Source organism: Photobacterium kasasachensis, from assembly GCF_050336885.1.
In the GTDB taxonomy this organism is placed as follows: domain Bacteria; phylum Pseudomonadota; class Gammaproteobacteria; order Enterobacterales; family Vibrionaceae; genus Photobacterium; species Photobacterium kasasachensis.
In genome coordinates this window covers 1-21504 of the sequence record NZ_JAKJSH010000038.1, presented here as the reverse complement: position 1 = coordinate 21504, position 21504 = coordinate 1, and the positions used below count along the sequence as shown (strand labels likewise).

The following is a 21504-nucleotide window of genomic DNA, read 5'->3' as shown; positions in this document are numbered from 1 at the left end:
TTTTATTGCAAGCACTAACAACGTCGGAGCGATAGAACTTAATCGTTTCAACCAGGTCTTTATCGGCTTTTGCAAGAAATTCCTCTGAGAAATTCAACCGAACATGATTAAGTGGTAAATGATCCGTTTCTGATGCTATGAGAGCAAATACGTGGTAATTAGTATTCCAACATTGCCCATACATTTCGTTTCCAATACGCGATAATGCAATTACGTTTTCTAAATAATTTTCATCTGTTTAGAGTAGGTTCATTGCAAGTTGAATCGCTTCTTTAGACATTTACTTACCTCTGATTTCCCAAAAACGTATAACGCCTGCAATAAGGTGCCCCACGATCAATTTACCAAGTGCACCGAACTTTAAACCAAAACCGCCGAGTGTAACGGGTCACCTTGATTGCTTTGTTATGTTAATTACTCAAGCTCGAAATTAAACATTATAGTCTTTCCTCTTTGTTCCTGAGGAATACCATCAACAACCAACCTTGAAAAATCCCACTCCATTAATGCTCTTAAAGATACAGATTCAAACATATATGAAGGCTTTGAATCAATTATCTTAATATTAATGGCCTTTCCTGTTTCATCTATATCAAAACTTAGCCCTACATAACCTTCAAATCCATTTTTCAATGCTCCTTTTGGATATGGCGGTTCTACCCTTTTATATGCAGATATACCAGTTGATTCTTCATTAATAACCTTCGGTACATCACTATAATGAACCTTATCATAATCATACATTTGATCAGGAGTTATCTCACAACCAGAAAGAAGGAATAATAAACTTAAAACTATTATACGCAAAATGACTCCTATAAACATAACGCTTGCAATAAGGCATACCACGTTGAACCAACCAGCACACCGAACTCCACACCCAAAACGTCGAGTGTAACGGTCGACATAGTGCGATTTGTCATGAGTGCTAACGTGGAGAGACTGTCAATTTTACTTTTCGTATCTTTTCATAATCAACAGGAGATAATTTAAGCAACTGATTATCAGGAAAAGACTTTTTAACCGCATTGACGACTGCATTATCAAACCTCTCGTCACCACTGCTGTCAATAACTTCTATTACTTTTATCTCAGTTTCATCACCCAAGGTAAATCGCAACATAACCTGCTTATCAATGTCACTTTCATTAACTACTAAATGAGATGAAATTTTTTGGTGAATACGTGCCCCACAAGATGGTACATCTACGCAATGATTAATACTTTGGGATGTACACGATGCTAAAATAAGAGGTAAAAGACTAAGCAAAGGTTTCATTTATTTTCCTTACATAACGCCTGCAATAAGGTGCCCCACACTAAACCAACAAAGTACACCGAGCTTCATACCAAAACCGCCGAGTGTAACGGGTCACCTTGATTGCCTTGTTATGCCAATTCTCTAAAAGCAGGTTAATTATGCTATTTCAGCAATGAACGTGTGCCTTGTTTTTCATCGTAGCTCAAATTCTCTACACAACTAGCAATCTCATCCATGGTATCCGGGTATTTCAATATGTGTTCCATGACAACACAAGCTGCATAATACTCTGAATATATATCCATGTTACTCATTGATGTTTTTCCAAATTTGCCATCTGACTTTTTAATGCACTTAATAGAGATATCATTCATTTCAGTTAAACACTGTTCTTGAGTTATATCGAAGCATGCTGAATATCCAGACTGATCGCAAAAAAGATGAGGTCCATTTTTATGTAACTTTTCAGTAACAATCTCCACTGCTAGTTCATCATGATAACTGTTATTAGAGCAACCCATAATAGAAAGAGCAAAAATTGCTGGTAAATAGTACTTCATTTAGTAATCCTATTTCTTATACTGTTATTTCTTTATAAAATTTCTTATTACTGAAAATGTGTATTCTTCTTCACATAGGCATAACGCCTGCAATAAGGTGCCCCGCACCAAACTAACAAAGCACACTGAACTTCATACCAAAACCGCCGAGTGTAATGGGTCACCTTGATTGCTTTGTTACATGCGACTACTCGGCTATGTCTGCCGCATCTTCTGTGAAAGCCCAGTCCTTCATATCCGGGATAACATGGTTAGATACAAATTCGAATACATCTTCAAATTCAGCATCAACTATATTCCAACTACGCTCCGATTTATTTGAAGAAAATGAAGGGTGAAACACAATTACTGTATCTGTTATTTGTCCATTAACTATTTCTAGACCAGCAAAATCATCATTATCTTGACGGCTAGCAAATACGAACAACTTACGTTTATTTATATCTTCATTTGCAAATGCATTTGCAGCAGACTCAAACTCTGATGGCTCTGAGAGAAAATGCCAAGGACAAAAATGCATAGAGTTTTGTACTAAGAACCAACGAAGTGCATTTGGCCATTGTAAGTCAATATTTTCTAGTTTCATCTAATCCCCTAACTTAAAAACAAAGCAAACAAAAAGATTCACTCCACTTAATCAGCAATATGCAATTAATCCCACACCACTATTTCGATTATTATAATCGTTAATTTCATAGCTCTGTGATTTATGCGAATCACCTTTAAAGGAGAGCATGTAACGCCTGGGATAAGGTGCGCCACGAGAAACTCACCAAATCCACTAAACTCCGAACCAAAACCGCCGAGTCAAACGCGTCACCTTGATACCTTTGTTATGGCAAGATCCAAGTAACCTACTCAACTTCAATGCACGCTACCGCCGAACAGAATTATTTACCTGCCATATGATTCATGCATCATACATTACTGAGTAAACAGGAAGTTGAGGGATCGCAGTTTTGTGATTTATTTCAGGTAGCTATAACTGAAACCTGAGTCTTTTGATGGGAATTTGACCAGAATTTATTCAGAAGAAGAACGGCCTGCTCTCTTCTATCAGTGTGAATCGGTGCTTAAGGAAGAAAAGTAGCGAGTACTAAACGACAATCGAGCGTGCTGCGGACTGGAACCAACAATGATTATTTTCATTGTAAACACCCAACACCATAACAGAATTGGAAAACAACGGCTTACTAGCTGCTAAGCTTCGACCCGATGAAAATAAAGAAAGGTTCAGGTAAATGCAGGAGCCAATTGGTTTAGTGAAAAAGCCATCTAATAACGACAATCGGGCGGTTGCGTACAGAAACCACAATTGTCTATTTTCCTTGAGAACTACTATCACAATAACAGAGCTGGAAAACTGAGATTCACTAGCAACTAAGCACGACCCGCCAGCAATAAAACGACAGCCACGTTGCCTGTACGCCCCTGCGCCATAACGCCTGCAATAAGGTGCCCCACACTAAACCAACAAAGCGCACCGAACTTCATACCAAAACCGCCGAGTGTAACGGGTCACCCTTGATTGCCTTGTTATATGCGCTTTTCAAAAGCATGAGAAGAGATTTTCGAAAGGACTAGAACACAATACATAGAACTAATATAGTCCTATGTATTGATTTAGCAAACTGAAACAAACTATTTGTAGAATGCTTCTACTTCACCTTTTAGTGTAATCAGCATTGGATTACCATAGCGGTCTTTTGCTTTTGGTGAAGGAATTTTTACCCAGCCCTCACGAATGCAATACTCCTCGACATCAGTTCGCTCTTTACCATTTAGGCGAATACCAATGTGGTGTTCAAAACACTCTGCTACGAAATGTGGACTACGAGGATTACCCGATAAGTGATCTGGCAAAGTTGGTTTTGAGTTAGTGTCGCTCATTTTCATTACCTGAAGTAAATTAAGGTGAGGCATTGTAGACAACACGATGCGACAAGACAACGATTAGCCTTACGAATCATCAGGTCTACAAGCTAAACATTCACCATGGATTCCTTCATTAATAGGCGCTATTTCAATGACCAGGTAAAAGCATATAACGCTTGGCATAAGGTGCGCTTACGCCATACTTACAAAAACTATTACACTTCAAACCAAAACCACCGAGTGTTAAGCGTCACCTTGATGCCTTTGTTAAGTGGTAGTAGCTCAAGCGTATGACAACCCTTCATCAGTAACTCTTACTAAGCTCTTAAAGAAGAAGATACACTTATCTAATTCATTACGCTTTACGATGTGAGTTGCTTGTTTATCAGTATTTGCTCGGTGAACTGCATCACCACGCTTACTTATCCATTGGTTTAATACTGTTCGAACTTCTTTGGGAGTACTGTAATTATTCCAAACCCAGCTTTCCGTAATATCAACACCAAAAAACTCTTGGAAAATTTGTTTAGTTTTAACTGAATCAGGGTTATGGAACATTTTCAATCTTGTAGAAAATTGCTGTTCCATGAAATTACCAATTTGACTGCCCTTTAGCACACCAAACTTTAATTCAAATAACTCTGTAGCAATATCCTCAACATATGTTTCCCATGCGGTTAAAACTAATATTAAGGACGCTCTTTTTAATGTTTCTGGAGGTTGATAATCTTGAGCGTTATTTTGATTAATTTGATCATAACAATCTAACAATTCTTCAGCATCTGTGATTGCCAAATTAAATGATTCTAAAGCTTTCGACATACTTACTTTCTCCTACCACTTAACGCCTGCAATAAGGTGCCCAACGACTAACTAACCAAGAGCACCGAACTCCATACCAAAACCGCCGAGTGTAACGGGTCACCTTGATTGCCTTGTTATATTTCAGCTATCGTTGCACTTAAAATCGCAAGTAACAAGAATATCATTGCAGCTATCGCTGAGTATTTGGCCATGTGATAAATTATTTTTGATATAAAGTATACTTTTCGATTATTTGAATTAGTTCGGTTGGCTAAATATATTTCTTTTGTTAAACCAATTGGCTCAACGAAATACCGAATTTTACCGTACCCAAACGCTAACCCTCGATATAATTTTTTGTTGTAAACGTCAAGTTTAGGAGAGAAGTGAATTAATATGCGGGTAAGGACGCCTAAGACTAGCACTATAATTCCGAATGCCATCGTTAGCATAAATGAGTAGCAGCTAATGCCATCACTCGAGCAAATTCCTGACATCCAACCACCAAAACTCAAAACTATAAAAGCAGTTCCACCGCCTAACACACACACTGAGAGAATTACATTAATTATAGGTGTTAGGACATATTTTAAAAACAATTTTACTACTATTAAAACATTCAAAATAAACTCTCAGATTAAATCCCTACTAATGATGAGGCTTTCTGAAATATAACGCCTGCAATAAGGTGCCCCACACAAAACCAGCAAAGCGCACCGAACTTCATACCAAAACCGCCGAGTGTAACGGGTCACCTTGATTGCCTTGTTAGCCATTTGGACTATGCGATACGCTCGATCCTGCACTTCTGGCATAGAAGATAATTATCAACTAACTCAGCTATTGACGACTTCATTTCATCATATGAATAGCCATACAGATATAACGCGGTCTCTGTAGGACCTTGCCAATAGCTGTATACACGACCTATTCCATCAATGAGACGCTCTAACTCATTATAAACATAGTTAGAATCACTACTAGAATAGACTTCGTCATCTAATTCTGTCCCGTTCAGATAGAGAGCCAAACCTTCCAAATCGCCAAACTCAACTTCAGAGCCAGTAGCCTCTACTATAATTTTTGACCCTTTTGGAACACCAATTTCTTCTAGAGATGATTTAATTAAATTAATGATGGCATCATCTGAATTGGGAACTTGTATTTCAATATCACAATACTCAACTTCACCAACTGAAGAAAGTAGGGAGCCGCCACCGGACACCTCACCCGATTGAGATTTAGATTTAGATTTAGATTTAGATAGAACATTATCCAACGGCTCTTCATAAATTTCGCCGCGATGTATTGGCTGAATTCGAGCATTTAAATTAACTACGATAAATTGGGGATCTGCTTTTTCAGCTTCACCCTTTTTCTTGAAAAATCCGAACAACTTAAAAACTCCGATTGATGGCTAACGCCTGCAATAAGGTGCCCCGCACTGAACCAACAAAGCACACTAACCTTCATACCAAAACCGCCGAGTGTAACGGGTCACCTTGATTGCTTTGTTAAATGGCAATTTTTGACTCGTAAGCTCGCAACCATAAGCCCTCAATCCAAGCCTGTTCACCATTCTGTCGAATTTATTGCGGTAGCTTAGATGCTTTAGAGGATTTAGCCCATTTTAGAAAGGCAAGAATGTCCTTTTTAAGTCTTTCCAAATCCTTCAGAATGATAGCTCGAGATTTACTCTTAAACTCAATCCTTTCAAAATCATAGTTCAGGTTTTTGGGCTCATATGTAACCTTAACACCCCAAATACCTCGAATCTCACTTGGCTTCAGTTTTAGTGGATAAGAAAACACCTCATTTTCAAAGTCATCAGGCACTTCACCACTCAGATTAGGAAGGTAAGTATGCCTAAAACACAAAACATGTGAAATCCCACCAGGTGTTGCCATTTTTCCACCTAATCGAATAAGACTAATATTTATTTCATCGTCAATATAGTAAATGCTTTTATTCTTACATTTGAATCCTAATTCAAGAAGAGGCCGCAATACTACATTATCAAACTGTTCTTCGAATTCTCGTTTTTCCATAGCCATTTAACGCCTGCGATAAGGTGCCCCGCGCTGAACTCGCAAAGCACATTGAACTTCATACCAAAACTGCCGAGTGTAACGGGTCACCTTGATTGCTTTGTTAAACGTATTATCTCACGCGCTACATTTTGCCTGTTAACCACGTATGTTGCTGCACTATTCTCAGACGGAGTGTCGCATATACGCATTGAGTTGAGGCCAAAACTATTTGCACCCAATATATCTGCAACTTCACTATCACCTACCATCAACACAGTTAACTTAGATGAATTAAGACCTGAGAGAGCGGCGAGATAAGCCTCGTTACTTGGTTTTCTATATCCGATTTCCGATGAACAAACTATACGATCGAATAGCTTCGATAGACCTCTCATACCCAAGTCATTTTCAAACTCTGCTGTTTCGCCTGTAACATTCGACAACAGCACAAGCCGTGTACCTTGAGATTTGAGCTTTTGAAGTAGAGGAACTGTATAATTATACAACTCACCTGAGGATAGAAAGTGCCTCAAATGATTCAAGCCAACTTGTTTATCGAACTCCACACCATGCTTTTCAAAAGCACCTTTCCATACATCCAACCATAACGGTTGATGGGCTTGTTCCGGAACATATAATCTTTGAATTTGTTCTTCGATTTCTTTTCCGATAACTATGGCCTTACTATGGGGAAATACAACTTCAAGAGACTTAACCAAGCAACCCATCTTACATAGAGTATTTCCATAATCGAATACAACTGTTGAGTACATAGTTCCCTCTACGTTTAACGCCTGCAATAAGGTGCCCCGCACTAAACTAACAAAGCACGCCGAACTCCATACCAAAACCGCCGAGTGTAACGGGTCACCCTGATTGCTTTGTTAAATGCCGATATCAATAGCTTGTTCCTGGAATTTGATTACAAAATCTTTTGCCTGATCTAAGGTATCAGGATAGCTTTCACGATACCAAACTGGACCTTCTTTTCTGTATACCTTTTGAAAATTAAAGCCATGTTGAACTAAAAAATACACCTTACTCCATTGCTTATCGTCCGACTTTTTGGGCGTTCTAAATCTAACATCCATCAAGACAGCTCGTCCTCCACAAGTCGGACACTTTCTAAAGAGAACTGTCCTATCAAATGCTCTTTTAAATGTACTTCGGCACTCGAAACATGTGTATGGTGCAAGGTTGGAGTTCTGTGGGTTGCTCATAAAACTTTCCAGATTGTTATCTATCGATGATTATAGAGCTGATAAGGTCGAAAATGGAATGACAGCTAACTATATAACTAGATACATGTTCGTAGGCATTTAACGCCTGCAATAAGGTGCCCCACGCTAAACGAACAAAGCGCACCGAACTTCATACCAAAACCGCCGAGTGTAACGGGTCACCTTGATTGCTTTGTTATATTCACTAGCTATTTAGTAGCACGTGCAGCTTATTCCAACGCTTTACTTTCTTAACTATTTCTCTAAAGCTGATTTGATACTCTGAACCATCATACGAGAAATTCACAAACACAGTTTCATAAATCTGCTCTGGTAGCAGAGACCCCTGATATTGTAGTACATAGAAATCATCGCCAATTGTACGCCTCTCCACTGGTTCAATGACGGTACTATCCACGCTCTGATGTGAAAAGCTTAAAGAGTGTATCGTTAAACCACCTTTAGCATTATCATTTAGGTGAAACTCAACTTGGGAAACAACTTTATTAGGTTCAGGAAGCGGATGCAAAGGATGCTGAAGTAAAATGGTTAAATTTCCATCACCGGATGCAAATAGCACAGATTTGAATTCATAACCATCTGTAATATAAAAAGAATCCTTCTGAGGCAAAACATTTTCTGATGTATTTACCTTAAGTCCATAATGATAATAGCCACCACAAGCTGTCAATAATAATGGTAGCGCACATATCACAAACTTATCCATTTCATCATTATTTAACAGTCCATCAAGTGAATATAACGCTTGGGATAAGGTGCGCCACGACCAACTCACCAAGCCAGCTGTACTTCAAACCAAAACTGCCGAGTCAAACGCGTCACCTTGATACCTTTGTTATGGCGCGCTCAAGGGATCCAATACAAGCACGAGGTACGCTACCGCCGAACGGAATCATTTGCCTGCCATATGATTTATGCATCATACATTACTGAAAAATGCAGGGCTTGATAAATCGTACTTTTATATTTAATTTCAGTTAACTAGAGCATGTATATGTATCTATTGATTGGAGTTTGAACAAGAATTGCTCTGAAGAGTTGGCCGATTTAAGCCAATAGCCACAAACGGAACATTATGTATTACGTTAAGAACGAGTACATTGAATCACCACCTTAAGTTACACCGGTGCTTCAAGTATCGTTTAGCGGATGAAGTGTTTAATCGTGCGTGCCGCGGACAGATACCGACTAAGGCAGGTTTCATTGTAAACATCCAACACCATAACAGAGCTGGAAAACTGCTCATTACTAGCAGCTAAGCACGACCCAATATAGTGAAGCGACTGCCACGTTGCCTGTGCTCCTCTGCGCCATAACGCCTGCAATAAGGTGCGCCACAATTAACTAACAAAGCACACCAAACTCCATACCAAAACTGCCGAGTGTAACGCGTCACCCTTGATTGCCTTGTTATGCACGGCGAATTCATATACTAAACACGCAACAACCTGAATCTTTATATTCTCTCCGATTTTCATTGTTGCAATAACTATTTAGAACAACAACACCACATTGATGCCCCTTATTCTCTCTGCTAAGTGAGCAGGATTAGCCTATTTCCGCATTGTCATGGAGCAAGCATGGGGCTGATTTTGTCTTTCATGCAGTCGAATGATCCTCTAAAGCTAACACCGAACCAGAACAGCAAGGAATTCAGTCGGTTGTTTGGCAGAAATAGCGATCCAAAATTTAGGATAAGGTCAGTATACTGGGCTACAGATTAGTTAAGATTAACTCTTTTAAGATTAACGGTTACCCCGCCTTTGTTTAAGAGCCCGTCATCTACAAAGAAGAAGTTCATAGTACCGTCAGTCGTTAAATAAGCCTTTTGAGCGCTATCAATCGTGGCAATTGTTAGCTTATGATTTTCCGCATTAACATATGACACAGCCACATTTGCCATCTCTGCATCTTTAGTTGTGTCAAAAATAGCTAGCCCATCTCCAATTATTAATTCATACGTGACGTTAGGCTCAACCTGATAACTTAATGCATGACCGCCTGCAGAACCAAGTGAATTAATAACAGCATCAACATAAATCTGCTCTGCATTAGGATCAGATATTGCTCCAGTGGTATAGGCTACCACCTTGTAGCCAGTAAGCACTCCTTCTCCCCCAACAGATACTTCAATTGCTTCTTGTCCATCCATATACAAATCAAACACAGGTGACAAAGAACCTTTGCTTCGACAGTAGGGCTCACGGTTATTCATCGATAAGTTTAAAGAATGGCCAGCTCCTATCCTTGAATAGGTCATTTTACTGTTACCAAGAGGTATGAAGCACAATCTTGTCAATGATTCAAATTTCACCCCGAAGTCCACATACCCCTTCCGGAAATCCATATGAGTTGTGTATTCAAGTGGTAAAGGCTCATTGAACTTCACCTCTGTCTCGTACCGCTTTTCAATAGTCACTTGAGATTGTGCTTGCACTTGACCAACGTTCGCTACTGTTGTTAATGCAACGCCAAACAACAAAGCCTTACTATTAATCATTAATTTTTTCCTTTTCAATGTGAAGAAAGTTAGTCAGACCGCGGCTTAGCCTCAGTTCCGATAAAATTGGCTTGTTAACTATCTGTGTAGCAAGCAGTACTGCCGACAGGTTGGACTGCTGGGCGCCTACGATATCTATGTAATGAACACACCATTTCTAATTATTCAATTACATAATCACAGTACTCTTCTATATACTCACCTGAAGATAAAACTATTTCCATGATCCCTCTTAGTGCATAACGCCTAACATAAGTTGCGCCCCAATAAACTCACCAAGCGCGCCGAACTCCATACCAAAAATGCGCAGTAAAAAGCGTCAACTTGATGTTCTTGTTATGGCTTAATCAATCTGATTTCTTGTGTTTTTTCTTAACTTACAACACCCAGGTGTCGTGCTCTTCTTCGTGATGCAAGGTAGCAGCAACCAAAGCGCGAACTCATTGGCAAAGAACCTGAAAACGACTTTGTAAACACGAAAGCCAACACGTGCCAACTCTCTTACTCTTGTTGCGGCTCGCGGACTTAGGTAAGCAAATGCCCAAGAGAAAAACGAACCTTGTGATCACCGGACAATAACCGCAACTTACGATGAACAATTCTGCCTGCATTGCGACAGAAAAGTGGTTGAAATAAAGGCTGCCATTGATGACCTGGACCATGATGACTACAGTGCGTGAAAAGTCATAACGCCTAACATAAGTTGCGCCCCACTAACCCTACCAAGCGCGCCGAACTCCATACCAAAAATGCGCAGTAAAAAGCGTCAACTTGATGTTTTTGTTATGGCTTAATTCCATCTGGTTTGCTTGTGTTCTTTGCTAAGCTCACAACACCCCGGGGTTGTGTTCTTCATCATGCAAGATAGCATCAACAATAGCGGGAGCTCATTGGCAAAGAATCTGAAAGCGACTTTGTAAACACAAAGGCCAACACGTGCCGGCAGTCTTATTCTTGTTGCGGCTCGCGGACTTGGGGTAAGCAATAGCCCAAGATAAAAAAGAACCTTGTGACCACCGAACCAATAACCGCGACTGGCGATGAACGATTCTTTCTGCATTGCGACAGAAAAGAGATTGATGAAAAGGCCGCCATTGATGGCCTGGACTATGGTGACTACAGTGCGGGAAAAGACATAACGCCTGCCATAAGTTGCCCGCCCTAGAACTAAACAGGCCACCGTAAACACACAAGCCAGTTCATACCAAAAATGTGCCGTGTAAAGGGTCAACTTAATGGCCTTGTTATATGCTAGCGCGATAGCCAAAGCGGCTTGGCCGCCCCCACCGAGACATTCGATATTGCTAGACTTCGCCGCAGAGCCCAATGTAAAGTTGGCTCCACGCTATCGCCAACTGAAAACCTACTTGGCATTGTTATTTCAACAACTTAGTAACCACTTAAATCATGACGCACCGACACTATGCTCCATAGTGCGGCTTCATGAATTTGAAAGAGACAATGCTCTTTTGGCAAAGAATATTGCATGGCGATGACGCTTTTCCGCACTGGTCACAGAACGTCTTTTACTGCACTGCGGCAGACAATAAAACTACAAGCCTTTAGAGTAACGGAACCAGAGCAATGTGATTACAAAATGCCATATAACGCCGCCATAAGTTGCCCGCGACAATACCCAAACAGACCGCCGTATACACACAAGATAAACCATACCAAAAATGCGCCGTGTTAAGGGTCAACTTGATGGCCTTGTTAGCATTCGGCCTTAAGTAACTCCCCTCTAAAATACTTTACGTGCGCTATTGAAAGCATAGGGAGGTCTTCATCTGTATCCCCATAGGCGTATACAGTCGAATACTCAGATAAGTCGAGTTTATCTTTAATATAACGGACTTTTCTTTCTTCACTACAGTCACCTTTGGTGTAATTACCATTGTATATACCAGCCTTACTTTCAAGCTCACTACATATCAAATTAACACCTTGAGATTGACACCAGATCTCCAAGTAAGGACTCAAAGAGGCTGATACAACAAATACTTCATCTCCTTGAGATTTATGCCACCTTACTTTGTCTAACACATCTTTCCTCGTAACCAATGGCAAGTACTCAGCAACAAACCTTTCAGCCGACACTGATACTTTACTTACTTCACGTCGCCAAAATGCAACTTTTGATAGAATTGGACGAGTTTTACTCGCACGAAGCCACCCCAATTTATAAAAAATAATAACCGGCCAAATAACACTAAAACCTACAACTAGCCTTAGCTTTGGAGTCGCAAAAAATATGAACTTAGTGTATGTATCTTCGGTTGTTATTGTTCCATCAAAATCAAAGAGTGCTAAATTCATTCGCTTTCCCGTTTTGAATGCTAACGCCTGCAATAAGGTGCCCCACACTGAACAAGCAAAGCGCACCGAACTTCATACCCAAACTGCCAAGTGTAACGGGTCACCTTGATTGCCTTGTTATGTATCATGTAGCCATCACAGCCATGATGGTTCATCACTTACTAAAAGCTCTCTTACCCAGTGATATTTCCTTTCTAAATATTTTAAAAGGGCGTCACGACTATTTAAAAAGTCATATACATCTTCTTCGTCTGGCTCTTGAGTGACTAACAACTCATTTGGGAACACCCTCAAAAAATCTTTTGTAAATAATTCCCACTTGCGATTAAGTGCGCGATTTTTAAATATAGGAGAATTCGATTCCAACACATCAAGAACAAAACTCAAAGTAGAAATGAAATGCAATATATCATCGTCAGAATCACCATAAGCATCTTCAAAGTCGAGGGAATACAAAGTACCTATATCAAAAGAACTGAAAAACGAATGTATTAACCAAGCATCTGCCCTGTTTCTTTCATCTAAGGGAAAAGTACATCTATTAGCAACTTCAAGCTCATGCTCTAATTTCATATCAATGAGCCGGTCTACTGTATAAAAATCTTCGTAGCGCGGATCGTCAATTTCGTCATGATGTTCATTACACATCCACAGTAAGTTATCAAAATCATTGATTTCTTCTATGATAATACTTTTATATTTATAAGGTATCTGAGTTTCAGATCGTGGTCCTTTTACGCCAATAATATGTGCCTGCTTACCTGTTGATCTTTTTCCCGACGCAAGAAGCTTTCTACACCTTCGACCATTTTCTCTAAAGCAGCACATCCCCCCTGAACTTGCTATTAGAGCTTTAGAAACTGATGTTTTAATTGAAGTTCTTTCCCTTTTACTCATTAATATTCCTGATGTTTTTTGTTTTAAAGTAAAACTCTTTAGATACATAACGCCTGCAATAAGGTGTGCCCCATTGAACTAACCAAGCACACTGAACTCCATACCAAAACCGCCGAGTGTAACGCATCACCTTGATTGCCTTGTTACATGCTTGGATCGAAGTAAAATATATTTTTTGATATTAACTCATTGTTAACAAAAAGAGGTATTAATAATGGCCTCTCTATCTCCGAAACATGATAATCAAAAACCTCCCTGGAATAGTTAGGTAATATATTTACTAAAGACAAAATTGCCTCATTCTTTTCCCTTAATGTACTTCTATTATCAAAAACCAAATTAAATGAATTTCCTAACGACCAATTATCAGTTATCTTACTTTTCTTTTTATATGAATAATGACGATGATATAGATTTGTCAAAACAACAACATCAACTTTGGAGTAATCATCTGGTTGATGAAATGACTCTGCTGTTAACAAGCCCTTTTCGCAATGCATATAAGAAAACCATTTTTGAAGATCCAATGCTGTATCACAACAAACTAATAAAACATTAAGTTCACGCTCATCAGTATTGGCTGGAAATTTATTATTTGCTGATAATAAATAGTCCTTTAGCTTGTTATCCATATGCGGCTGAACTTCTAGCGGTTTTCCTACACTTTCAAATAACCCGACAAGATCATTAGCCATCCCCTTAAAACCATCCAACCTACCAAAAGCCCCAATATTAAACACTTCTCTTGCTTCCTGAGAATGAGCTTTTGAATAATCAGGACATTTGACTTCAATATTATATTTAAAGCCATTGTAACTAAATGAACAATCAACATCAGCAGGAGGGTTTAACTTAGGCTCATATTGAAAAGTATTTGGAAAACACGAAGCAATAGTGGCAGCAACAGATGTTTCACATGCAGCTTGAAGATATTTTACTTCATCAAACTTATCACCCTCAACTTGCAGGTCTTTCTTCAGTTTTCTTATTTGTGTAGGAGTCGCAAAGTTATCAATTATTTTTAAACACTGCTCTAATGTATCTCTGTATACAACTGTTGCTGTATCATCCCCATAAAGATAAGTGTTATTCACATTTTTGTTCACTATACTTCCTTTATCATGTAACGCCTAACATAAGTTGCGCCCCACTGAACTCACCAAACGCGCCGAACTCCATACCAAAAATGCGCAGTAAAAAGCGTCAACTTGATGTTTTTGTTAGGCACTCAGAACACTAACTTCAGGTTAATTGGTGATAATATCTCGAAGCTCGTTTACTACTGGGTTTATTGTAAATGGTGCCAGTATTGTAAATCTATACTTAGGAATGAATAAGATATTCTTTCCAAAACCGCTACCCTCAACCCTCAACAGAATAACCTCAGGACTGAGCAAAATTGAACCATGCACCGATTTAACCTGTTCGAAAGGAATATACAGTTTTCTTCTATAATTAGTTACAAGAAAACCATTTTTAGTTAAAACTACCTTTTTGATAGGAAGGTAAACTCCAATTAAGCCTCCCATTATTATCAATGGTACTATCGCTTGGAAGAGCGTTTGAATACCTAACGGCGTATTTACAATATTTTCTTTCAAGTATAAGAACCAAAGAAACGGTAAGGCAATGAACAAAGTCGGAATGAGAAAATACTTATAACAAAATGTAATGTCTGAGCTTAACTGTAATTATTTCATATTTCCAAGTGCCTAACGCCTGCAATAAGGTGTGCCCCACTGAACTAACCAAGCACACCGAACTCCATACCAAAACCGCCGAGTGTAACGCATCACCTTGATTGCCTTGTTATGTGTGTACTGTCCTCATATCTTGAGCATACTTCCGTCTGGATTTAGAGCTAAAATTGAGTACTTACCAGTAAAGACTATATTAACTTGTCCACCATAAACATCGTCTATTGCCAAATGCTGCTCACCATCTAATTCTAAAAATTCAGCTCCATCGATTGCACGGTTTATCCCATCCAAATTTTCAAAATTTGCAGTGGTTACTTCTTTGACACCTTCTAGTTGAAAGAATAGAAATGGCCAATCATCAAAATACGATGTTCCCTCTTTAATATCATCAGGAAGCCATACAGAATCCCACTGAAACGCAATTGTTACGGATTGGTCGAAAGCGACATGATGGAATACACCGACCCAAAATGAATCATGTAATGTATACTTTTCGCAAAAAGATTCTAGACTCAAGCTCGCCTTTTTATGCCATGGCAAATCATTTTCAATAAGCTTTTTATACAACCAATCTGGATAAAATTGATCATCCTTCATGCTGATTACTCCATTAGCACATAACGCCTAACATAAGTTGCGCCCCTCTAAACCAACCAAGCGCACCGAACTCCATACCAAAAATGCGCAGTAAAAAGCGTCAACTTGATGTTTTTGTTATGAATTGCTTTCATGAGTTAATCGACGGGAATAAAACAACATAAATAGTAAAGTGAATGGCAGAAAACCAAAGATTATCCATCTATTCACCTTAGTTAACTCATAATATTCTTCTAGATTGCGATATTGAAAATAAATAACATCATTTATCTCAACTTGCGCAATCATATCTGAATAGTAACCACTACCAAAATAAGGACATTGAGTAATATCGATACTTTGACCTTTWAACAACATCAGATCACTTTTGTCTTTAACCCAGTTACCCAACCCACCCTCTACGGTCACAACTCTATATTTATTTCTATCCAATATGGTAATTCGATTGGTACCCTTACGGGAGGTAAAATCTTCTAACGTGTACGTTATTGTTGAACACTTATCTATATTAATATAATTAGAAAGCAGCAGATGAGGCTCTGACAATGGGTAAAGTGAAAAACTAAATAATACTATAAGTACAATACAAATCAGTCTATCCAGAATACCTGATGTCTTTGTGAGCTTATTTATAAGCAATAACACAGGTATTGGCGAAAACAATACCACTATTAGTATACTTACCATCAAATATCCCTATCAGATAGTTTTGTAGAACATTCATAACGCCTAACATAAGTTGCGCCCCACTAAACCTACCAAGTGCACCGAACCCCGTACCAAAAATGCGCAGTAAAAAGCGTCAACTTGATGTTCTTGTTATGGCTTAATCCATCTGATTTGCTGGCACTTATTGTTTAACTCACAACATCCTGAGGCTGCGCTCTTCATCATGCAAGATAGTGACAACAAAAGCGGGAGTTCATCGGCAAAGAATCTGAAAGCGGCTTAGTAAACACGGAATCTAACACGCGCCAGCTCACCTACTCTTGTTGCGGCTCGAGGACTTGGATTACCAAAAGCCCAAGAAAAAAACGAACCTTATGACCACCGTACCAATAACCGCAACTTGCGATGAACAATTCTTACCGCACTGCGACAGAAAAGAGGTTGATGGAACAGCCGCCATTGATGGCCTGGACTGTGGTGACTACAGTACGGGAAAAGACATAACGCCTAACATAAGTTGCGCCCCACTAAACTCACCAAGCGCGCCGAACTCCATACCAAAAATGCATAGTAAAAAGCGTCAACTTGATGTTTTTGTTATGGCTAAATCCATTTGATTTGCTGGCACTTATTGCCTTACTCACAACATCCTGGGGATGTGCTCTTCATCATGCAACGTAGCAACAACGAAAGCGCTAGCTCATTGGCAAAGAATCTGAAAGCGACCTAGTAAACACAGATGCCAACACATCCTAGCTCTCCTACTCTTGTTGCGGCGCGCGGGCTTGGGTAATCAAAAGCCTTTGTGAAAAAGAACCTTGTGTCCACCGAGCCAATAACCGCAACTTACGATGAACGATTCTCACCGCACTGCGACAGAAAAGAGATTGATGAAAAGGCCGCCATTGATGACCTAGACTATGGTGACTACAGTGCGGAAAAAGACATAACGCCTAACATAAGTTGCGCCTCACCAAACCCACCAAGCGCGCCGAATTCCATACCAAAAAAGCGCAGTAAAAAGCGTCAACTTGATGTTATTGTTATGGCTTAATTCATTTGATTTGCTTGTGTTTTTTGCTTAGCTCACAACATCCTGGGGCTGTGCTCTTCATCATGCAAGGTAGCAGCAACAAAAGCGCGAGCTCATTGGCAAAGAACCTGAAAGCGACTTAGTAAACACAGAGGCCAACACGAGCCAGCTCTCCTACTTTTGTTGCGAGCCGCAGACTTTGGTGCCCAAAAGCCCAAGAGAAAAACGAATCTTGTGAACACCGAACCAATAACCGCAACTTGCGATGAACGGTGCTCACCGCACTGCGACAGAAAAGAAGTTGATGGAACGGCAGCCATTGATGACCTGGACTATGGTGACTTCAGTAAGGGAAAAGACATAACGCCTAACATAAGTTGCGCCCCACTAAACACACCAAGCGCGCCGAACTCCATACCAAAAATGCGCAGTAAAAAGCGTCAACTTGATGTTTTTGTTATGGCTTAAATCCATCTGATTTACTTGTGCCTTTTGCTTAACTCACAACATCCTGAGGTTGTGTTCATCATGCAAGATAACAGCCACAAAAGCGGGAACTCATTGGCAAAGAATCTGAAAGCGACTTAGTAAACACAGAGGCCAACACGTGCCAGCTCTCCTATTCTTGTTGCGGCTCGCGGACTTAGGCAAGCAATAGCCCAAGAGTAAAGCGAACCTTGTGAACACCGAACCAATAACCGCAACTTACGATGAACGATTCTCTGCATTGCGACAGAAAAGAGATTGATAAAAAGGCCGCCATTGATGACCTGGACTATGGTGACTACAGTGCGGGAAAAGACATAACGCCTAACATAAGTTGCGCCCCACGAAACTCACCAATAGCACCGAATTCCATACCAAAAATGCGCAGTAAAAAGCGTCAACTTGATGTTCTTGTTATGGCTTAAATCCAACTGATTTTCTTGTGTTTTTCGCTTAACTCACCACATCTTGATGATTGTGCTCGTCAGCATGCAAGATAGTATCAACAAAAACGCGAGCTCATTGGCAAAGAATCTGAAAGCGACCTAGTAAACACAGAAGCAAAAACGTCCCAGCTCTCCTACTATTGTTGCGGCTAAAGGACTTGGATTACCTAAAGCCCAAGAGAAAAACGAACCTTATGACCACCGAACCAATAACCGCAACTTGCGATGAACGATTCCCACTGCACTGCGACAGAAAAGAGATTGATAAAAAGGCCACCATTGATGACCTGGACTATGGCGACTACATTGCGGGAAAAGACATAACGCCTAACATAAGTTGCGCCCCACTAAACACACCAAGCACGCCGAACTCCATACCAAAAATGCGCAGTAAAAAGTGTCAACTTGATGTTTTTGTTATGGCTTAAATCCATCTGATTTGCTTGTGTTTTATTGCTTAGCTCACAACATCCTGGGGTTGTGCTCTTCATCATGCAAGATAGCAGTAACAAAAGCGGAAGCTCATTGGCAAAGAATCTGAAAACGACTTAGTAAACACAGATGCCAACACGTGCTGGCTCTCCTACCCTTGTTGCGGCTCTCGAACTTGGGTAGCCAGAAGCCAAAGAGAAAAACGAACCTTATGATCACCAAGCCAATAACCGCAACTTGCGATTAGCTATTCTCACCGCACTTCGACAGAAAATAAGTTGATAAAAGGCCGCCATTGATGACCTGGACTATGGTGACTACAGTGCGGGAAAAGACATAACGCCTGCAATAAGGTGCCCCACGCTAAACTAGCAAAGCACACAAAACTTCAAACCAAAACCGCCGAGTGTAACGGGTCACCTTGATTGCTTTGTTATGCAACTCCATCCTAGAATGCTGTCCCTACTTGGGCGAAGACCTGTCCGCATATGATCTCCTTTCGCCGGGACAACAACGAATACTGGACTTAAGAGCGCAGATAACTTTCAGCAACTTTAAGCCAGCCGAGATTTCTTACCTGCCTGATACCAAACTTGATTGGCTGCCCTGCAATGAAGCTGAAAGCCTAAGGGAGCGCTACTTCCTGAAACCATGGAACAAAAAGGGTGTTAAACGAAAGCCTGAGGGTTTGTACTCAAAGACAACAAAGAGACTTCCAACACGCTTATCTTCGAAGCTAAACGGCAGCCTATTGATAAACGAATAGCCAGAGAGACATTGGTATTGAGCGATGATTTATCAACAATAACCAAGACTTTGCTCTAGGTGCATAACGCCTGCAATAAGGTGTGCCCCACTGAACTAACCAAGCCCACTGAACTCCGTACCAAAACCGCCGAGTGTAACGCATCACCTTGATTGCTTTGTTATGTGGTTATAGTCACTTAATCCTATCTGATTTTAATTTGCATTGGTAAACTTGTCATCGATGTAAGTGTATTAAGTTAAAATACAATCAAACGTCCTGATATCACTCTACGAAAACCGCTTAAACATGCTTATTATTGCTACGAGCTAATATCAATAATCTTAAGTTACCCCCATTAAATCAGTTTCTACGAAAAAATGAGTTAAAATGGGTCTGTAATTCTTATTTTGTAGCTGCAAGAATAGATTTGTACTTAACCAAGTGTATATTTTCCATTAACTTTGATGCATTTATTAAGTGACGCCAGAACTGCTTTGATGGGCTCGGGTTATCTTCAATAACACCATCCAATTCTTCCATGGCTAACAAAAGTTCATTAGCGGCAATGTAATCAAGAAAGTCGTCTTTTCTATAACCATTATCTGATTCAATGATTGTCTCTGGAAGCAACTCATAAGCCGCCATTAACTCTGCTTCTATTTTCTGCCATGTTTCTACTTGAGTCATATTTATTCCTAACCACATAACGCCTAGGATAAGGTGCGCCACGATAAACTCACCAAACCCACTGAACTCCAAACCAAAAATGCCGAGTGTAACGCGTCACCTTGATACTTTTGTTATGCAACTCCATCCATTAGTGCGATCCCAACTTGGCTACGAGTCTGCTCGCGCATGACGTCGTTCCGTTGAACCGGCAATAAATCGATACTTGATGATTTCTGATGACAATCCGCACCTTTAAGCCAGCCGAAATTTAACACATACCTGATGCAAAACTTGATTGGCTGTCCTGCGATAAAGCTGAAAGCCAAAGGGATCGCTGTTTCCTGAAACCACGGAACAAAAAGGGTGTTAAACAGGAGCCTGAGGATTTGTACTCAAAGACAACAAAGAGACTTCCAACACGCTTTTCCCCGGAGCCAAGCGGCAGCCTATTAATGAACGAATGGCCTGAGAAGTTTTGGTATTGAGCGATGAAGTTACAACAAAAATAATACTTTGCTCTAGGTGCATAACGCCTGGGATAAGGTGCGCCACGATGAACTCACCAAACCCACTGCACTTCAAACCAAAAATGCCGAGTGTAACGCGTCACCTTGATACCTTTGTTATGGCGCACTCAAGGCAACAGTATCAATCGCCACGCACGCTACCGCTTAAGGATGTCCGGCTCTTGAGCGAATATGATAACTATTTGGGAATATAGTTAAAGTGAGCGCCGTTCAACTTGCTGAATTACAGCGTAAAACAGAGATTGATTGAACTTGAACAGCTCTTTTCTCAAAGCACGAATCAGTGTCGCAGAGCACAGCCGAAATAACCACAAACAATGAAATTAACGGGTAAGGTCAAAAACAAACATGCCAATACGCTAATTGGAACATTGACTCAGAAACTAGCATTCTCGGAACGAAAATCGAGCGTGCTGCGAACAAAACCAATCAATCTCCCAGTTCGTTATACAGAGAAGCGTTCAGGTATATCGCCTGAGAAGACCGACTTCGTAGCTGCTAAGCACGACCCGAGGCAATAAAGCGATCACCACGTTTTCTGTGCACCTAGCGCCATAACGCCTGCAATAAGGTKCCCAGCACTAAACCAACAAAGCACGCCGAACTCCATACCAAAACCGCCGAGTGTAACGGGTCACCTTGATTGCTTTGTTAGGCCGCTGACTCATATTTCTTTCAATCGGTGCTACATAGAAATCTGTAAGGTAAATTAT

Annotated in this window: 22 protein-coding genes; 3 read left to right on the top strand and 19 right to left on the bottom strand. The window is 40.2% G+C overall.

The window, feature by feature from the left end; genetic code table 11:
• Positions 1-414 precede the first annotated feature (414 nt).
• The 13 genes from L4D19_RS29260 to L4D19_RS29200 all read right to left on the bottom strand — a co-directional run bounded on the left by L4D19_RS29260 (position 415) and on the right by L4D19_RS29200 (position 10271).
• Positions 415-807, bottom strand: coding sequence for an energy transducer TonB (locus tag L4D19_RS29260; protein WP_428455304.1), 393 nt, complete (start codon positions 805-807; stop codon positions 415-417).
• 121 nt (positions 808-928) lie between these two features.
• A complete protein-coding gene (locus L4D19_RS29255; RefSeq protein ID WP_428455303.1) occupies positions 929-1279 on the bottom strand; it encodes a cell envelope integrity TolA family protein in 351 nt (116 codons plus the stop codon).
• Positions 1280-1422: 143 nt separating this feature from the next.
• Positions 1423-1821 carry a hypothetical protein gene (locus tag L4D19_RS29250; RefSeq protein ID WP_428455302.1) on the bottom strand — a complete coding sequence of 133 codons (399 nt, stop codon included), beginning with the start codon at positions 1819-1821 and terminating at the stop codon, positions 1423-1425.
• Between the two features lie 187 nt (positions 1822-2008).
• Positions 2009-2407: a hypothetical protein gene (locus L4D19_RS29245; RefSeq protein WP_428455301.1), complete on the bottom strand. Its 399-nt coding sequence runs from the start codon at positions 2405-2407 to the stop codon at positions 2009-2011.
• A 1055-nt stretch (positions 2408-3462) separates the two neighbouring features.
• Positions 3463-3717 carry a DUF3297 family protein gene (locus tag L4D19_RS29240; protein WP_428455300.1) on the bottom strand — a complete coding sequence of 85 codons (255 nt, stop codon included), beginning with the start codon at positions 3715-3717 and terminating at the stop codon, positions 3463-3465.
• 261 nt (positions 3718-3978) lie between these two features.
• Positions 3979-4518 carry a HEPN domain-containing protein gene (locus tag L4D19_RS29235; RefSeq protein ID WP_428455299.1) on the bottom strand — a complete coding sequence of 180 codons (540 nt, stop codon included), beginning with the start codon at positions 4516-4518 and terminating at the stop codon, positions 3979-3981.
• Positions 4519-4634: 116 nt separating this feature from the next.
• Positions 4635-5123, bottom strand: coding sequence for a hypothetical protein (locus tag L4D19_RS29230; RefSeq protein WP_428455298.1), 489 nt, complete (start codon positions 5121-5123; stop codon positions 4635-4637).
• Positions 5124-5281: 158 nt separating this feature from the next.
• Positions 5282-5896, bottom strand: a complete 615-nt coding sequence (locus tag L4D19_RS29225; RefSeq protein WP_428455297.1) for a hypothetical protein — start codon at positions 5894-5896, stop codon at positions 5282-5284.
• Between the two features lie 193 nt (positions 5897-6089).
• Positions 6090-6554: a hypothetical protein gene (locus tag L4D19_RS29220; RefSeq protein WP_428455296.1), complete on the bottom strand. Its 465-nt coding sequence runs from the start codon at positions 6552-6554 to the stop codon at positions 6090-6092.
• Positions 6555-6634: 80 nt separating this feature from the next.
• Complete coding sequence (locus tag L4D19_RS29215) at positions 6635-7303, bottom strand: HAD family hydrolase (RefSeq protein WP_428455295.1); 669 nt, start codon at positions 7301-7303, stop codon at positions 6635-6637.
• A gap of 111 nt (positions 7304-7414) precedes the next feature.
• Positions 7415-7750, bottom strand: coding sequence for a hypothetical protein (locus tag L4D19_RS29210; protein WP_428455294.1), 336 nt, complete (start codon positions 7748-7750; stop codon positions 7415-7417).
• Positions 7751-7955: 205 nt separating this feature from the next.
• A complete protein-coding gene (locus L4D19_RS29205) occupies positions 7956-8477 on the bottom strand; it encodes a hypothetical protein (protein WP_428455293.1) in 522 nt (173 codons plus the stop codon).
• 1014 nt (positions 8478-9491) lie between these two features.
• Positions 9492-10271 carry a hypothetical protein gene (locus L4D19_RS29200; RefSeq protein WP_428455292.1) on the bottom strand — a complete coding sequence of 260 codons (780 nt, stop codon included), beginning with the start codon at positions 10269-10271 and terminating at the stop codon, positions 9492-9494.
• A 1009-nt stretch (positions 10272-11280) separates the two neighbouring features.
• Between L4D19_RS29200 and L4D19_RS29195 the strand changes: the two genes are divergently transcribed.
• Complete coding sequence (locus tag L4D19_RS29195) at positions 11281-11436, top strand: hypothetical protein (RefSeq protein ID WP_428455291.1); 156 nt, start codon at positions 11281-11283, stop codon at positions 11434-11436.
• Between the two features lie 548 nt (positions 11437-11984).
• Here the strand turns inward: L4D19_RS29195 and L4D19_RS29190 are convergent.
• From L4D19_RS29190 to L4D19_RS29170, 5 genes are all read right to left on the bottom strand, one after another.
• Positions 11985-12587: an HAD-IB family hydrolase gene (locus tag L4D19_RS29190; protein WP_428455290.1), complete on the bottom strand. Its 603-nt coding sequence runs from the start codon at positions 12585-12587 to the stop codon at positions 11985-11987.
• Positions 12588-12722: 135 nt separating this feature from the next.
• Positions 12723-13484 carry a hypothetical protein gene (locus L4D19_RS29185; protein WP_428455289.1) on the bottom strand — a complete coding sequence of 254 codons (762 nt, stop codon included), beginning with the start codon at positions 13482-13484 and terminating at the stop codon, positions 12723-12725.
• Between the two features lie 143 nt (positions 13485-13627).
• Entirely contained in the window at positions 13628-14590 is a 963-nt protein-coding gene (locus tag L4D19_RS29180; RefSeq protein ID WP_428455288.1) for a hypothetical protein, read from the bottom strand.
• 141 nt (positions 14591-14731) lie between these two features.
• Positions 14732-15085, bottom strand: coding sequence for a hypothetical protein (locus L4D19_RS29175; RefSeq protein WP_428455287.1), 354 nt, complete (start codon positions 15083-15085; stop codon positions 14732-14734).
• A 225-nt stretch (positions 15086-15310) separates the two neighbouring features.
• The gene (locus L4D19_RS29170; protein WP_428455286.1) at positions 15311-15781 is read right to left on the bottom strand and encodes a hypothetical protein; all 471 of its coding nucleotides are present in this window, start codon (positions 15779-15781) and stop codon (positions 15311-15313) included.
• A gap of 1474 nt (positions 15782-17255) precedes the next feature.
• Here L4D19_RS29170 and L4D19_RS29165 point away from each other — a divergent pair.
• Both L4D19_RS29165 and L4D19_RS29160 read left to right on the top strand, forming a co-directional pair.
• Entirely contained in the window at positions 17256-17504 is a 249-nt protein-coding gene (locus L4D19_RS29165; RefSeq protein WP_428455285.1) for a hypothetical protein, read from the top strand.
• A gap of 1105 nt (positions 17505-18609) precedes the next feature.
• Entirely contained in the window at positions 18610-18843 is a 234-nt protein-coding gene (locus L4D19_RS29160; protein WP_428455284.1) for a hypothetical protein, read from the top strand.
• Between the two features lie 1154 nt (positions 18844-19997).
• On the opposite strand, the gene L4D19_RS29155 is transcribed toward L4D19_RS29160, so the two are convergent.
• Positions 19998-20282, bottom strand: a complete 285-nt coding sequence (locus tag L4D19_RS29155; RefSeq protein ID WP_428455283.1) for a hypothetical protein — start codon at positions 20280-20282, stop codon at positions 19998-20000.
• Between the last annotated feature and the right edge of the window lie 1222 nt (positions 20283-21504).